Raw genomic sequence first — 15,068 nt, forward strand, 5'->3', positions numbered from 1 at the left:
GTGTTGCATACAATATCGGCACGGGGTCTGAGACAGCGATTCACGAACTCGCGGAAATCATCAAGAACGCAACGGCCAGTAATTCCTCAATCGTCCATGGCGACCCACGACAAGGAGATATCCAGGGTTCGTGTGCGGACATCTCCCGTGCGGAGAGTCGTCTCGGATATGCTCCCCAAGTCACACTTGATGACGGTATCGAGCGGTTACTCACCTCCTATGGAGCAAGCCCATCCACGGTGTGAACCCACCGTACACTGAGAGAGTGAATAGTACATTGTGAAGGGCTTGGCAAGTCGAAAAAATCGACGTGCCGTGGGATGGGTCTCGTAGACCGCTCAACCGACGGGTTTCGAAAGAACTCGGGAGCGTGAGCGGACAGCGAACGCCCTAATCGGCGTCGCTATACAACTCCACGCGACCGGGTGTTCACTTGGAGAGACGACAGACTCGTGCTTGAGGTTCTACGCTCTCACCGATGTCCGGCAATGGCACGTCGGTTCGCTGACAACGGTCCCACCGACCGCTATCGGAATTAATACCAAGTGTATTGCGTGACCCCTATAGTATTTCTGTGTAAATCTGGCCCTTGAGGTCGAATCATTGAGCCGGTCTGGTACCGGTCCGGCAACTGCGTTCTCTATCGCCTCTCGGAGAAGCGACACCGCGACTGCTGATGAAGTTCAGTATTCAGATCTACCTTGCTTAAATATCAATTTCAAATATTGTATACATTTTTGATGTATTTAGTGTCAGACGCGCTCGATTCACCGTCTATAATTGGGTTCATAAGGCCGATCTACAGCCCGAATCACGTTGCGGTTGACGAGACGGTAATCCGACTGAACGACGAACAATATTGGCTGTATGCCGCCGTCGATCTCGAAACAAACGAATTACTACATACAAGGCTTGAAACGACGACAACAATGATTCTCGTTCATTCATTTCTGACGGAACTCTCCGAGAAACACGACGTCTCTGACGCCGTGTTTCTCGTTGATGGCTCGTACCCGCTACAAGACGCGTGCCAGCGTCACGGACTCGCTTTTAGATACGAGAGACATAGAAATCGGAATGCTGTTAAACGTATCTCTCAAGAGACAAAACACCGAACTTTCTGTTTCTCAAATTGTTTTAGCAACGCCGACGCAAAAACCGCCGACGGCTGGCTCAGATCGTTCAGCTTCGCATGGAATCAGCTAATCTGAACAGCACCGTTTTATCCCTGTAGAACTGGGATCCAGAGTACCTCATAACGAGATGTGAGGAGGGTTTGCGAGGGTACCCAAGCGATGAGGAGGCCGACACAGTTTTCAATATGTACATGAGTACGAAACGGGTCAACTTCCGACTCCCCGAGGAATTGGTGGCACATGCTGACATCGCGGCCGAAGTCACTCACAAGAATCGAACAGAGGTTCTCATTGAGGCCCTCCAACAGTATCTCGAAGAGAAAGAGTCTGATGAGAATTTTCGTGAGGCCGTTGTCGAACTATATTTAGATGACCACATCAAGTTTAAGAAACTTGTCGAGATTATCGGCCGACAGGATGCCGAAGCCGTCCGAGCCTCGAAACAGGTGCTTGATCGTGGCGAAGAACTCGCAGACCTCTAAATGCTCGTTGTAGACACGAGGGCATTCATTTCTCTCTCAATCGGTGAGATTCTCGAAACCTTCGTCGTCGAGTTTGACGTCGCCACCACAGAGACAGTTCTCGAGGAACTCCAAGAAACTGCTGAGTACAACGACCATCATGGTAAAGACGCCAATGACGTCCTCGATACGGTCGGCTCGTTCACTGTTGTTGCTGTCGCTGGTGGTGAGTTTGTGACGAGCCGAATCGACGATGGTGAAGCCAGTTGCATAGCTGCAGTCCGTGAGATGGATGCAACGTTCCTGATTACCGACGACCACAGGGCCCTTCTTGAACTTCGAGAGCTATAGTAATCTCCAGAAGTATTTACTCACAGTTGTCTCTGTATTACTGAGAGTCGGCGTGATACGACCGTTTCCGGCTGGTGGACCCGCAAAGACTTCCAGATTCTACTATAGTTGAGACTATGCATCTCGATGCATCGAGCTCAGCCAGCTTCTCTATCTGTTGTCAAATAGCACAATTCTCAGGGCAACCTGCTCGTGATTTCAGGAGTCACACTGAAGAGAAGTAGGACTGACCGAAGCGGAGCAGGTCCCGATCAAATTCGTCTGGGTCGTCGATTCGAAAGTGGAAAAGCCGATTTCGCATATCGCCAATCTCAAGCACTAACTCGCGAATCACGTCCTGTTGATCATCGAAGAGCGATTCGAATTCCTCCCAGTGAATAGAAATGAATTGAGCATAGTGTGCGTAGCTACAATGTTCGACCGACGCCGGCGTTGGCAGTGGATGATCGTCACCGAACGTCCCGGACAACTGCTCCGACAACGAATCACCAAACACTCGTGTGAAAATATCCCGCAACTGCATCTCAATCGACTCAATCAGCAAAAACGGCTCAAGCATCTGTTTCAGCCGCGTTAGAAGATCGTAGTCAGTCAGAATACGCCACTCATCGTCTCGAGTGACCACGATATACGTGTACTCCGCGAGTGCATCGAATATTGCGAGAAGGGTCTCATCCTCGCTGATTGTGTGCGCGTCTTCAACTGCTGCCCCGACCGATATCTTATCGAGTGTTTTGTGCCCGACCTCCAGCTGGTGGAATGCAAGGAGCGTCCGGACGACTGACCTGTAGGTGACAATCCCGACTAATTCGCCATCCCGCTCAACGCCGATCTGCGTGTAGCCACTCTCAAACATCTGACGAAGCGCCGTTTCAAGCTCAAGATCGTATTCGACGGTCTGGAGTATGTTTCCGATCGGTAGGTCAGCGATTGTGTACATGGCTGTCTGAAGCGTTTGCTTGTAGGTAACCATGGGTTTCCGTTCGTATCCAAATCACCGTCGTGTCCATGTGGTATCATTGTCTCTCACCTGTCCCGGAGAACACAGAGACGAAGCCATTCTAGGCCTGTTTCGTCGCTGTGAGTGCATCCATTATCGGGTCTGCTAGGGGTTTATTCAATAGTCCGAGAAATCAGATTGATGATGTGGATGTCTGCCGGTAAGTACGTACGGTGCAATGGTTCTAAAGAACTGTGCGACAAAGACGAGTAGTATCGGGCCAAGAAAAATACCGTAGAATCCGAACACGATCGGCCCGAGAATATACGCAAACATCAGCAGACCCACATGCGTTCGGTTCCCACTCACATACGGGCGAATCAGGAAGTCTGGAATGGTATCGACAACTACGAACGCCAACACGAGGAACAGAATCACGAAGCCGAACGCCCCTGGTTGACCACTGGCGATGGCGGCAACCGCGAGGATTGCTCCCACGGGGAGATACACGATTTTCATCCCGACGACAGGAATCAAACTTCCGGCCCCTGTGAGTGCACCGACCAGCGGCGCGAACGGTACTTTTACCGCTCCCGGAGCGATGAGATTATACCCGGAAAACACGAGAATCCCGATGATTCCCGTCACGAATGCGTTCAGAATATTGCCGAAGAGAATCGAGGACAGTTCATCGTCAACGGACAGCGCGTATGACTCGACGATGCCGGACTCATCGAAGTTGTCGAGGAACCACCGTACGAGACGCGACCCATCGGTGAGCAGATAATACGTTCCCGCGAGAAGAATAAATCCGTGGAGTGCGGCATCTGCGATGAGGCCTACCGAATCGATGAGGGTAGCAACCATTCGTTCTGCCCATGCTTGAACTGCAGGATCATTGAGAATCGCGGCGACCTTCTGGGGATCCATCGCCAGCACGTCACTGAGTTCTAACCCTACAAGCGGTGCTGGGAGTCCACTACCTTGTGCTGACTGTAACGCGGAGAGATACGCTGCACCGGGACCGCTCCCACCAACGAAGCGTTGGATTTCTGGCACCACTAGCACAAGGGTATACGTGAGCAAGAAGAGAAACGGTAGTAGGAAAATCGAGATTGTAGTAACAGCAAGCGCTTGGCGGCGATAGGGGAGGCGGTGGCCTTCGAGTCGCGAAGGAAGTGAGAGATTCTCCAGCTTACGATAGATTGGACGGCTTGCGTAGTAGAGAAATACCGTGAATACGAGCGTCGCCTGAAACTGGATCAAAACGAAAACTACAGCCGTTAGTAATCCCAGTCCTCCTAACCCAAAGAGTGTTCGTCGACGTAGTGCCGCATCGTACTTCATCACCTAATGGCTCCCGCCCTAACAAAAAGACATGTCGGTAACGGATTCCCGACCGGTTGTTATGATCAAAAATAGGTAGGTGCCGTCAATGAATTTTCATCATTGAAATGATTACAGTACCTATTATACTGCTCTGTTGAATAGATGCTGAGTCACGGTTACAGCGGTTCACAGAGCGGTTCTATGTTGATGATGGCGAACATCAGGACAATTTCACGGAACTGCCGACACCAGCCGAGCGCTCGCACGGCGTCGCCCAGCGCGCGCTCGGCTGGTGTCGGCAGTTCCTCGTTCAGTTTGTTTCATGCCCCTGAAACCCCAGACTGTCCATTGTTGGGGCGGAAGAGACGGCCGATTCGTCGGGCTAGAGTGCCGAGGACGAATCCAACGATCCCGATGGGGATGCCCCAGAGTAGTGCGAGGAACAGAGCAGTTCCGAGCGTCTCGACGGCACCGACTGTCTCGAAGTGCATCGCTGTCGTGCCGAAAAGCCGATGAAGTTTACTCGGTGAGAAGTGCTCAATCAGCAGTCCATATCTCGAGAGACCAATCCCGAAGATAGGTCCCATCACGAGAGCCATCGTCGGCACCAATCCCGAGTTTTTCGCCGAGAGGATTGTAGCGAGCGCTACGAGCGTAATCAGACCGAGGAGGGCGATAGCAGTGGGTCCAGTGGGACTCCGAATACCTGCAACCCACTGACTGAGACTGTGGGTGTCACCGATGACGATGTTCTCGACATGGCGATACCCATACGTACTCCAAATCAGGAGACCGACAACACTCGCGGTTATCGGCGCCGATAGAATTGCTATAAGCGAAGTCTTTCGGTGTCGTCCGACGATTCCCGCCCAAATCCGTTCAAGCGATGGATGGATGGTTACAACTGCTCTGAACACAGCATACATCACCGAAAGCGCGGCGACAAAATGTTTGAACGCAGTGATCATGTGGCTGCGTGCGGTTCGTTCGGATGGGTTTCTCGGAGGGTCATCGTTGTTGGGGGACACAGCGGCGGTACGATGTGTCCAAAGAAGTAAAAATTTTATCCCGCTTCGTAGCCAGAACCTGACGACTGGAACGCACTCGACTACCGGCTCCGTCTTAGTATCGACGAGAAGGGACGGTTGCCGTCCTAGCTGAGAGGGAGTCATAGCACAGTTCGGCTTTGTTGAAATCCTCAGAGAGTCACATGTTTGTCCCGTAATTCTATGAGATGAAGACTCTCCCGAAGTCGCAGATTCTCCGGGTTACTGAGAAGGCGACAGATCTAGCACGCCGAGCCGTCTCTCGGTATTCCTCGAAGTTTTCTAAACACCACTATACGCTTCCTCAGCACGTTGTTTTGCTGCGTCTCAAAGTTCGGAAGCACGACCTATCGTGTCTGCTTGACGAGCTGATTGAGATGCCCCGCATTCGTTGCGCCCTCGGATTAGCTGAACTTCCTACGCCATCAACGCTCTGTAAGGCGTTCAATCGGCTTGATATGGCTGTCTGGCGTGTCATACTGACTCTCTCAGCGACGCTACTTCCACGAGTGGAGTCGTTAGAGTCGATGCGTCAGGGTTCGACCGCAATCACGCCTCAAAACACTACACGGAACGAGCTGAACTCACGATTCAGCGGCTCAAAGTGACACTGGTGGTCGATGCGAAGGTAAACACGATTCTCGATTTACACGTGACGACGACACGAAAACACGATAGCCAGATCGCACCGTCGTTGATCAAACGCAATCCCGAGCAAATTGACATCCTGCTCGGTGACAAAGGCCACGACAACCAGAAGATCAGACGATTTGCCCGTCAACACGAGGTTCGACCACTGATCAAGCATCGTGAGTTCACATTGCTCCACAAGGCACGGAACGCACGCTTAGACGCCGATCTCTACGGTCAGCGGAGTCAATCCGAGACTGTCAAATCCACGCTCAAGCGGAAGTACGGTGCGTTCGTCCGATCACGACGCTGGTGGAAACAGTTCCGTGAACTCACTATCGCCTGTCTCGTACATAATCTCGACCGGTCGCTCTGAGCGGTCAATACAAGGTAACTATCAAGATACCAGAACGAACGTAAGTGATTGTAGCTGTAGGAGCACCGGTAGTGTAAAGATAGTATAATCGTTATCTTAATTATCTGGTGACCATTCCATGAGCGATGACAGACCGTTTGTCACTGAAGAACGAGCGGTCACGCCAGTCGTCAGTACGATTTTGATGGTCGCTATCGTAGTAGTTCTAGGATCTGTTATCTCAGTGGCTGGTTTGGGAATGGGTAGTGACATACTTTCTCCGACTCCACAGGTGAGTTTCGACTACAGCGCCGACTACACGAACGGTGATGTAATTGTCACACAAACGGCTGGTGGTTCTCTCAACGGTGACCAGTTGAGGTTCTCCGGCGCTGCACTTGAAAAAACCACCTATGGTGACATCACCGAATGGGCTGGCAAAGACGTCAAATCCGGGGACTCCGCAGCGGTACACGTGGCGCGTGGTGAGACGCTGAAACTCATCTGGCAATCCCCTAACCGCGGAAATACCGCGATAATCGCTGAGTACGATGTGCCAAACGATCTCGGTCCTACGGCGTCAATCGGTAGTGTTGAGACTGGGTGGAGTACTTATGTTCTCGGCGGCACGATGACAGTTAAGAATATCCAGTTCAGCCAAGTGCAAGACGACAATGTATACGTCGTCGTGGAAGCAGGGCCATACAGCGAGAATATAATTTTTTCAAACAGCGGCGGTGATCTAAATGTGGATCTCAATGGTAATGGGGGAGTTTCTGGTCTAAAGAAGACTGATCCAGTTACAGTGACTGTATATGAAACCGAGAGCAAATCAAATGTACTGACGACTGTCACGGAACCCGGTATTAGGTGAGGGTTGTTTTGCTGGAGACAGTCTAATTCTATTTCCTAAAAACTTCACTGGTTGGGTCCATACTCGTCAATTGACGTTGGAGTCCGCCATCTAATCAAGGGAATAGTAAGTTAATCAAGAGCGTTTCCGATTCAAATTGATAAGAAACACCGAGGAAGGAGGAAATACTCAATGTAGCAGATCCAATTAGTTCTCCCTGTTATCTGTCAGAAACATCGTGACCGATACATCTATCTTCAGCACGGAATTTCTATCAACTACTGAGGATTTCAACAGAGCCGAGATATCGTGTACGCGCTTGGCATTGAAAATATCGTGTGCGGGGACGGCGACTCCGTAATATGAGCGCGATAATTCTCGAGCAAGTGGACCTAGTCCGGAGGGCGTATTCTCGAAAGTCATCGTAGGGCGATTATCGATTATGGACGACACATTGTCCGAACAGCTGGTTCAGGGCTAACCGGGTTCTTATGCGTCGAGGCGTTGGAGCAATTGCGCGACGTACGGACTGTTCTCCCAGCTCCGATGCGGGCTGATCGTCGTGATGAGCGTTCGGGCCTCCTCGTGGCTCATATGCCCGTCCCGAGCGTAATCCACGATGAGACGAGGCGTCGGGACGATCCGTGGCCCCTCCAGCACGGCGTGAATCAGCGGGAAGTTCGTCCCACCGAACTCGTCAGTGAGAAACCCGTCGACACCGACTGCGTTCGCGAGAACGATCCCGTCGGTTTCGCCGTCGTCGAGACCGAACGTCGGCCTCGACTCTGGCGTATCGTCGCGCTCGTAGGGGTCCTCGACCGTGTAGTGGGTGCGAGCGGCGAGGACGTTGTTCGCAGCCGCGGCGTGGATGTCTTGGTACTGCGTGATGTCGCGGAGCTCCGCGATCACCTCTGGCGGCACGAACACGTCACACGAGGTGAGGAGATACTGGAGGGAATCCGGAGCCGTGTCGGTGTCGTAGGCCGGGTCGGCTCGTGGGACGGCAAGACTGACCAGCGCACTCGTGTCGGCGACGACTGTCCGCAGTCGCGGCCTCCTCATCGCTCGTCGCCGTCACCAGTCTCGACCGTCGTCGCGTCATCGCCGTAGATGTCGACGTCAGTGGGTGCACCGAGATCCAACGGTTCGCCCTCGAGGTCTGCCTTGAGCAGACGGAGCCGTTGGGCGCTTTCAGCGCCGACCAACTGCTTGACCGCTTCGAACTCAAGCTGGTCGTCGTAGTACTTCGTTGCCACCAGTTCTTGGAACGTCTCGCTGTCGGCAGTCTCTTCGATGTACTCGCGGATCGCTTCGACGAGGAGGTCCGTCCTGTCCTTATCGAAGAGCGCCGCAATCGCGTCGAGACGCTCGACGAGGTACTCCGGGGACTGGAAATGGACTCGTCGGGGCTTGTCACTCGCGCTCATTATATGTGCAAGTTCTGCACACAGCTTCATAACGATTCTGGTGAATGCACATAGCTTGCACATCGGTCGAAAAGGGCTGGTCAACGGTTACTGTGAGGTGGCGTCACGAACGAAATGCGCGCCGAAATCCTGCAAGCGACGCGAGAGTGAAACCCTCGCTCGTCCACAGGCAGAGCCTGAGGACACCCCAGCCACGAGGTGCGTAGCGGGGGTCCCATGAGCCGTGCGGGACCGAAGGTCTCGCTGGGAGCCGGCACTCCGCGCCGTCGACGAAGCGACCGGGAGCAAGTGAGACTGTGTCTCGCATGGTCGCGGGATGCTGAGCGGTCGAGGGCTTTCATCTGTTATGCCCACGTCCCCGATAGAGTCAGTCTGTGTTGCAACATGCCGAACTGAGTCATATATTCTTCGCGAGTATGCGGCGGTGTTCAGATAAGGATTGAAAGGTGAGGCGGTGCGATTTTTCAGTGCTTATGCCGAAAAACGCCCGGCTCAGCGGAAGCCTTGGCCAGATCGAGTTAGATTTTGTGGAACGAGAAGCGACACCGCAGCTGCTGGTAAATCTCAGTATTCAGCTTCATCTTGCTTGATTGTCGCTCTCGAATACTGTTTCTATTCTTGAGGTATTTGGTGTCGAACGGGCTCGTTCCACCGTTCACAACTGGGTTCACAAAGCCGGTCTACAGCCGGACGATGGTCGAAACCCGACTCACGTTGCGGTCGATGAAACTGTGATTCGACTCAACGGCGAGCAGTACTGGCTGTACGCCGGTGTCGATCCAGACACAAACGAATTACTCCATACAAAGCTTGAACCGACGAGACCCAAGGTTATCGCTCACTCATTCTTTCATGAACTCCGCGAGAAACACGACGTTGACGACGCTGTATTTCTCGTCGGTGGCGCGACGCCGCTGAAAGACGCCTGCAATCGACATGGACTTCGATTCCGATATGCAAAACACGGGAATCGAAACAGTGTCGAACGTGTCTTTCGTGAGATAAAACGGAGAAATTCCTCGCTCTCAAACTGTTTCAGCAACGCCGAAGTAAACACTGCCGACGACTGGCTCAGATCATTCGCCTTTGCATGGAATCAGCTTATCTGAACACTACCGACTCTGGATGTCATAAAGCAGTTCACAAAACGAGTGATTTCGGAACTACTGGGTCTAGCGGATCAGAAGGTGGTTTAATACATCTCCGATACTTGGTCGTGCTGAGATGATGTGTCACTGTGTGAGTTCCTCAGTTAGTCCGTGGATGTCTTGGAGGGGCTGGTTTTGCCAGTCATCCCAGGTGTCGTCTGCTTGCCATCGGTACCGAACTGTACGTTCGGAATCCACGAGAACGATGCCGCGCTTTGCATTCCTCCGTCCCTCGTCACTCCGTTCAACCATGCCGTACTGCTCGTAGACGTGCTTTTCGTCGTCGGTTAATAGTGGATACGAGATGTTGTTATCGGCGATGAATCGCTGGTGACTGTACGGCCCGTCAGTCGAAATACCGAGCACTCTGATGTCGTCGTTGAACGTCAGATACTCCATCTCGTTGATTTCGCACATCTGCTTCGTACAGACCGGGCTGTAATCGTAAATATAGAACACGACGGCAACAGGGCGTCCGTCCGCAAACTCGGAGAGGGTGAACTCTCGAATTTCATCTCCCTGTGTTCCGTCAAGTGTAAAATCCGATGCAGTCTCACCAAGCTTGACCATATTCAAACAGTAGGGTTTCAATAATTATAAATCGACCCCAACCTCCTGGGTGAGAACTAATTCTATAGCAAGTGGGGGACGGGTGGGAAAGTTGGGTATGGACAAAATGAGGTGTTAGAATTGTTGTATGATACCTGCTGGACTGGGAAGCGGCACTTCGTGAACCCCGCTATCTGGATATCGAGTTCTTCGTCGGCTTTGAGGTGGTCGGCGAGTTCTCGCAAGAACTCGTGGGCCACGATGCCGCCTTCGTAGTCCGGGAGGCCGTTCTCCCGCGCTCGTACACCTCGAAGTCGTCGTACCCCCGGATGGTGAACTCTCCGTCTTCGGTAGCTTCCCAGTCGAGCGTCCCGAAGCAGTAGCTCTCACAGAGCTCGCGGACTGCCTGCGGATCCGATACAATCACGCCGGTCGTCGTCGTCGCAACTTGCAGTGTGGCCATATCTGGGCCTCGCGGGGTCGCCCCCGAACCCCCCTGTCGGGGCGATAAACCGACGTGAGAGGTACCTCTCGAGGCGTGGTTAGCGACTCCAGTTAGGAGTCTGCGTGGGCATCCGCCCCCGCTCCGTCGACCGGCCGCGTGAGAAGGCTCACCTCTTCGAGGAAATCTCTCGCCGTCTCGACTCGGTTGCGATCCGCGTCGTCCAACCATTGAGATCGGGTCGGTTGAGATTGCTGAGTACACGATGCATCCGGTAGTCCTGTTTCACTCGTTGATTCATATAGGGAAGAGCGGTTCGAGGGCGGCCAGCCCGATACAAGGCATCAGCCTGAGTGCGACAATCCGCGCTACCGGTTGGCCGCTAATCTCTCGATGCGGTCGGTCCCTGCCTCGACGAACCCACCATGGAAGCAGAACGTCTCCTTGATGTCGAGTTCGGCGAGCTGTTCGACGCTCTCCCAGGCGGTCTCCAGATCGGGTGTCGCGTCCTCGCGTGGGCCAACCAACTCGTCGTCGACGACGTTGAGTGCGTCGGCGCTGATCAACAGTTCTGCGTCGGGGAAGTAGTAGGACGTGTGGCCGGGGCTATGCCCGGGAGTGGAGACAGCTCGCATCGGACCCGCCGCGGTCGCGAACGTCTCCCCACCGGTCACCTGGACGTCGACCGTCGTCGGCGCAATCTCCATCGGGCGCTCCTCGCTGGACTTGACCAGTTTCGTCTCGCCTTCGAGGTACGGCGTGTCTCGCTCGTGGGCGAACACGACCGCGTCGGTTCGCTCGACGACCGCCGCCAAACAACCAGCGTGGTCGAGGTCTTGATGGGTGATCGCGACCGCCCACGTGTTCTCGAGCCCGAGCCCCTCCGCATCGAGCGCGTCGGCGAGGTCGTCGAGTCCATCCGGGAGACCGACGTCGAGCAGGAGGAGTCCCTGCGGCGTCTCGACGGCGACTGGGTTGAGCGTCATCTCGCGGTCGCCCAGCGACACATCGAGTGGCAGGCCGTACACGCCGTCAATAAGTTCCATACCGTGGTGATGGTCGCGAGCGGCTTGAAACACGGGGCTCCGGCGAGAGAGACCAGTTCCTCCGCGGGCCGGAACGCCGAGGCGATGTGACTCCGAGTGCCTCTCGCGACCTGTGTCGTGAACCGAGAGATAAAAAATGACAGATTCTGGACTTACTAATCAGTCAGAAAGCTCTTAACTAATCAGTTAGTAAGTCCCCATAGAGAATGGAATCGGAGACAAAATCCGAGATCATCGACGGGACGAACCGGGTTCTCTGCAAACACGGGTATGCCGGACTCACGATGCAGAAAATCGCCGACGAGTCGTCGATGACAACCGCAGCGATCCACTACCATTTCGATACGAAAGAAGAGTTGCTGAACGTGTTCCTTGACAACCTGATCGAGCGGTTCACGGAACAACTCGCCTCCGAAGCGACGGATCCGCGCGAACGACTCAGAGCGTTCTTCAACGCGGTCTTCACATCGTCGAACCCTGACGCCAACGGCTTCCCCGTGGCGATCATGGAGTTGAAAACCCAGGCACCCTTTCAGGGGCTCTTCCGAGAACGGTTCCTCGGTCTCGACGACATGATGCGCGAGGTCGTCGCAGATATCGTCGCAGACGGCATCGACGATGGTCACTTCGAGGAGACCGACCCGGACGAAGTCGCCAGACTCGTCACAACGACGATCAACGGCGCACACGTACGGAAAGTGGCTCTGGGTGAGCCGCTCGACGAAACGCATCACGTCCTCGAAAACACGCTGGAACTGCACCTCGGCTGGCCGTCTGGCTCGGAGGTGGTCGCGTGAGCTTCTTCAAAGGACAGGAGGAACTCAACCTGACAGAGGGTGGCATCATCAAGCCACTCTTGTTCCTCTCGCTACCCATCGTGTTCACGAACCTGATGCAGACTGCCTACAATCTGGCCGACACGTTCTGGCTCGGCCAGTACTCGACGGAGGCGCTGGCAGCCATCTCCTTCGCGTTCCCGATGGTGTTCCTGCTCATCTCACTCGGGATGGGCCTCTCGGTCGCCGGGAGCGTGCTTGTCGCCCAACACTCCGGTGCTGAGGAGACTAAGGAGGCCGAGTATGCGGCCTCGCAGACGGTATCGTTCGCGTTCATTGCCTCAGCAATCCTCGGTGCAATCGGCTATCCGTTCGTCCGGGAGTTCCTCGCGTTCCTCGGTGCATCGCCCGACGTCCTCCCAGGGGCCACAGCGTACATGCAGGTGGTTGCACTAGGCTTGCCGTTCATGTTCGGCTTTTTCGTGTTCATCTCGCTGATGCGCGGCGCGGGTGACACCATCACGCCGATGCTCGTCATGTTCGGGACGGTCGTCATCAACGTGATTCTCGACCCGTTCCTGATCAACGGCTGGACGGTCGGCCCGCTCGCATTCCCCGAACTCGGCATCCAGGGAGCGGCTGTCGCCACTGTCTTTTCGCGGGGGCTGGCGATGCTCGTCGGCCTCTACATCATGCTGTCGGGAACGCGGGGTATCCAGATCAATCTCACCGATATGAAACCCGACCTTCAGTACCTCCGGAAGATCCTACGCATCGGCATTCCGGCGTCGATTGAGGGAACTGGCCGTGCGCTCTCGATCAACGCGCTGTTGATCGTCGTTGGGCTGTTCTCGACGTCGGTCGTCGCGGCGTTCGGCATCGGGACCCGCGTGTTCTCGGTCATCTTCCTCCCGGCTATCGCCGTCGCGCGCGGTGTTGAGACGATGACTGGTCAGAACGTCGGAGCAGGGAAGTACGACCGCGCCCAGGAGGCGAACTACGTCGCGGCAAAAGGGTTGTTCGGCATCCTCGGTGTCGCCGGCGTGGCCATCTTCTTCGTCCCGACGCCTATCGTCTCGGTGTTCACCAACGACCCGGCCGTCCTCGACGTCGGCGCGGAGTTCCTGCGGTACGTCGCGCTGTCGTTCGGATTTATCGGCATTCAGCGGGCCTTTACCGGCGGCTTCCGCGGTGCCGGAAAAACACTGATCGCTGCTGCAATCTCAATTGCGGCACTCGCCGTCATCCGACTTCCCGTTGCATACGTGGCCTCGCAAGGCGTGCTCCCGGTCGACCTGTGGTTCTTCGGACAGCCCGATGTCCGGGGAATCTGGATCGCCTTTTTCGCCTCGAACGTCATCGGGGCGGTCATCGCGTGGCTGTGGTTCCGACGCGGCACCTGGCGTGAAGGGGACGTTCGTGGAACGTCGAGTCCCAGTGGACCCGAACCGGACAACGAAGACGTCACTATGGGGGGCGATTGACTATGTTCGTGGACAGCCACCGAACGCCGACGCCTGTTAGACAGAAAGGGTTCACCGAAGTCGAACACCGAATCGTATGTGAGCGGAGTGTCGACCGATGACTGACGCGACGTACACGCGTATCCTTGTCCCGACCGACGGGAGTGACCTGGCGCTCAGAGCGCTGGGGGAAGCGTTCACACTCGCGGAGCTGTCCGGAGCGACCATCCACGTGCTCTACGTCGTGGACGATACGAAGGTCGCCGAGCTCGCCCTGGACTCGGGAGTCGAGGACGTGAGCTTCGACGCCGACGTGGACCAAATCTTCGAGCGATTCGAGGCAATCGGTGAGCACGCGATTGAGGACCTCCGAGATGCTGCGGACGAACGCGGTCTCGAACTGACGACCGCGATTCGAACCGGGATTCCCGACGAGACGATCCTCTCTTACGTTGAGGAGAACGGGATCGATCTGTTGGTCATGGGAACCCACGGCCGTCGCGGCGTGCAACGCTACCTCCTCGGCAGCACGACCGAGCGGGTGCTCAGGAGAGCTCCTGTTCCCGTACTCACCGTTCGTGAGAAGGCGGCTTGACGGAGTTAGGAGTCTGCGTGGGCGTCGGTCCCGGCTCCGTCGCCCGGCCGTGTGAGAAGACTCACCTCTTCCAGGAGGTCTCTCGCGGTTTCGACTCGCTCTCGATTCGCGTCGTCCAATCGGTCGACGTCGAGCGGCTAGGATTGCTGAGTACACGATGCATCCGGTAGCCCTGTGTGAACTCTTGCTCCATCGGAAGCCACCCCTCGCCGGCGCGGAAAGACTCCCCATCGAGACTGGGACCGTCGCGAACTGCGCCACACACCGGGCACTTCCCAGATCGGTTGTCCCGTTCACGCCTCATCTGGGTCCGACTCTCGAGTTTTGAACCGGTGGTCGGTCGCGGGACACATCGGTCGGCTCGCTCGTGGTGACGTCTAAATGGTCGACGCGGAGATTGTCGTTGAATTGCTCGACGGGGGATTCAGATGGATTTGAATCTGGGCTACGAATTAATGTTCAAAAATGTGAACTAATACTACCTCTGTGAACTCCGGAAAGCGCATTCAGCTGTGAGTGTC

Annotated in this window: 13 protein-coding genes and 8 pseudogenes; 10 read left to right on the top strand and 11 right to left on the bottom strand. The window is 55.1% G+C overall.

The features are described 5' to 3' along the window. The 4 genes and pseudogenes from ACFQI8_RS19085 to ACFQI8_RS19100 form a co-directional block, all read left to right on the top strand. A pseudogene (locus tag ACFQI8_RS19085) lies at positions 1 to 245 on the top strand (UDP-glucose 4-epimerase); the annotation flags it as partial. A gap of 410 nt (positions 246 to 655) precedes the next feature. Beyond that, a pseudogene (locus ACFQI8_RS19090) lies at positions 656 to 1,211 on the top strand (IS6 family transposase); the annotation flags it as partial. Between the two features lie 110 nt (positions 1,212 to 1,321). Next, on the top strand, positions 1,322 to 1,618 hold the full coding sequence (locus ACFQI8_RS19095; RefSeq protein WP_390247631.1) for a CopG family transcriptional regulator: 297 nt from the start codon (positions 1,322 to 1,324) through the stop codon (positions 1,616 to 1,618). Then, on the top strand, positions 1,619 to 1,948 hold the full coding sequence (locus ACFQI8_RS19100; protein WP_390247633.1) for a PIN domain-containing protein: 330 nt from the start codon (positions 1,619 to 1,621) through the stop codon (positions 1,946 to 1,948). 205 nt (positions 1,949 to 2,153) lie between these two features. Here the strand turns inward: ACFQI8_RS19100 and ACFQI8_RS19105 are convergent, their stop codons facing one another. From ACFQI8_RS19105 to ACFQI8_RS19120, 4 genes and pseudogenes are all read right to left on the bottom strand, one after another. Then, positions 2,154 to 2,921 carry a CBS domain-containing protein gene (locus ACFQI8_RS19105; RefSeq protein WP_390247635.1) on the bottom strand — a complete coding sequence of 256 codons (768 nt, stop codon included), beginning with the start codon at positions 2,919 to 2,921 and terminating at the stop codon, positions 2,154 to 2,156. 144 nt (positions 2,922 to 3,065) lie between these two features. After that, complete coding sequence (locus ACFQI8_RS19110) at positions 3,066 to 4,235, bottom strand: AI-2E family transporter (protein WP_390247637.1); 1,170 nt, start codon at positions 4,233 to 4,235, stop codon at positions 3,066 to 3,068. Positions 4,236 to 4,393: 158 nt separating this feature from the next. Further along, positions 4,394 to 4,504, bottom strand: a pseudogene (locus ACFQI8_RS19115) (IS5/IS1182 family transposase); the annotation flags it as partial. 33 nt (positions 4,505 to 4,537) lie between these two features. Next, on the bottom strand, positions 4,538 to 5,245 hold the full coding sequence (locus ACFQI8_RS19120; RefSeq protein WP_390247639.1) for a DUF8071 domain-containing protein: 708 nt from the start codon (positions 5,243 to 5,245) through the stop codon (positions 4,538 to 4,540). 206 nt (positions 5,246 to 5,451) lie between these two features. On the opposite strand from ACFQI8_RS19120, the pseudogene ACFQI8_RS19125 reads away from it, so the two are divergent. Both ACFQI8_RS19125 and ACFQI8_RS19130 read left to right on the top strand, forming a co-directional pair. Continuing rightward, positions 5,452 to 6,269, top strand: a pseudogene (locus ACFQI8_RS19125) (IS5 family transposase). 118 nt (positions 6,270 to 6,387) lie between these two features. Then, positions 6,388 to 7,122, top strand: a complete 735-nt coding sequence (locus tag ACFQI8_RS19130; RefSeq protein ID WP_390247641.1) for a type IV pilin domain-containing protein — start codon at positions 6,388 to 6,390, stop codon at positions 7,120 to 7,122. 468 nt (positions 7,123 to 7,590) lie between these two features. On the opposite strand, the gene ACFQI8_RS19135 is transcribed toward ACFQI8_RS19130, so the two are convergent. Both ACFQI8_RS19135 and ACFQI8_RS19140 read right to left on the bottom strand, forming a co-directional pair. Then, positions 7,591 to 8,163 carry a hypothetical protein gene (locus ACFQI8_RS19135; protein WP_390247643.1) on the bottom strand — a complete coding sequence of 191 codons (573 nt, stop codon included), beginning with the start codon at positions 8,161 to 8,163 and terminating at the stop codon, positions 7,591 to 7,593. Further along, positions 8,160 to 8,528 (bottom strand): hypothetical protein, encoded by a 369-nt coding sequence (locus ACFQI8_RS19140; protein WP_390247645.1) that lies wholly within the window; start codon positions 8,526 to 8,528, stop codon positions 8,160 to 8,162. The genes ACFQI8_RS19135 and ACFQI8_RS19140 overlap by 4 nt, the downstream gene beginning before the upstream one ends. Before the next feature lie 473 nt (positions 8,529 to 9,001). Here ACFQI8_RS19140 and ACFQI8_RS19145 point away from each other — a divergent pair. Then, a pseudogene (locus ACFQI8_RS19145) lies at positions 9,002 to 9,637 on the top strand (IS6 family transposase). Between the two features lie 123 nt (positions 9,638 to 9,760). Here ACFQI8_RS19145 and ACFQI8_RS19150 read toward each other — a convergent pair. From ACFQI8_RS19150 to ACFQI8_RS19165, 4 genes and pseudogenes are all read right to left on the bottom strand, one after another. After that, a complete protein-coding gene (locus ACFQI8_RS19150) occupies positions 9,761 to 10,246 on the bottom strand; it encodes a redoxin domain-containing protein (protein WP_390247647.1) in 486 nt (161 codons plus the stop codon). 73 nt (positions 10,247 to 10,319) lie between these two features. Continuing rightward, positions 10,320 to 10,688: pseudogene (locus tag ACFQI8_RS19155) on the bottom strand (hypothetical protein); the annotation flags it as partial. A 92-nt stretch (positions 10,689 to 10,780) separates the two neighbouring features. Next, positions 10,781 to 10,968 (bottom strand): annotated as a pseudogene (locus tag ACFQI8_RS19160) (DUF8012 family protein). A 67-nt stretch (positions 10,969 to 11,035) separates the two neighbouring features. After that, positions 11,036 to 11,713 (bottom strand): MBL fold metallo-hydrolase, encoded by a 678-nt coding sequence (locus ACFQI8_RS19165; protein ID WP_390247649.1) that lies wholly within the window; start codon positions 11,711 to 11,713, stop codon positions 11,036 to 11,038. 206 nt (positions 11,714 to 11,919) lie between these two features. Between ACFQI8_RS19165 and ACFQI8_RS19170 the strand changes: the two genes are divergently transcribed. The 3 genes from ACFQI8_RS19170 (at position 11,920) to ACFQI8_RS19180 (ending at position 14,547) form a co-directional block, all read left to right on the top strand. Then, positions 11,920 to 12,510 (top strand): TetR/AcrR family transcriptional regulator, encoded by a 591-nt coding sequence (locus ACFQI8_RS19170; protein WP_390247651.1) that lies wholly within the window; start codon positions 11,920 to 11,922, stop codon positions 12,508 to 12,510. Continuing rightward, positions 12,507 to 13,973, top strand: coding sequence for an MATE family efflux transporter (locus tag ACFQI8_RS19175; protein WP_390247653.1), 1,467 nt, complete (start codon positions 12,507 to 12,509; stop codon positions 13,971 to 13,973). Before ACFQI8_RS19170 ends, ACFQI8_RS19175 begins: the two co-directional genes overlap by 4 nt. Before the next feature lie 97 nt (positions 13,974 to 14,070). Further along, positions 14,071 to 14,547, top strand: coding sequence for a universal stress protein (locus ACFQI8_RS19180; RefSeq protein ID WP_390247655.1), 477 nt, complete (start codon positions 14,071 to 14,073; stop codon positions 14,545 to 14,547). Between the two features lie 5 nt (positions 14,548 to 14,552). On the opposite strand, the pseudogene ACFQI8_RS19185 reads toward ACFQI8_RS19180, so the two are convergent. Then, a pseudogene (locus ACFQI8_RS19185) lies at positions 14,553 to 14,740 on the bottom strand (DUF8012 family protein). Positions 14,741 to 15,068 lie beyond the last annotated feature (328 nt).

This window comes from Haloferax chudinovii (assembly GCF_042663345.1).
GTDB lineage: Archaea > Halobacteriota > Halobacteria > Halobacteriales > Haloferacaceae > Haloferax > Haloferax chudinovii.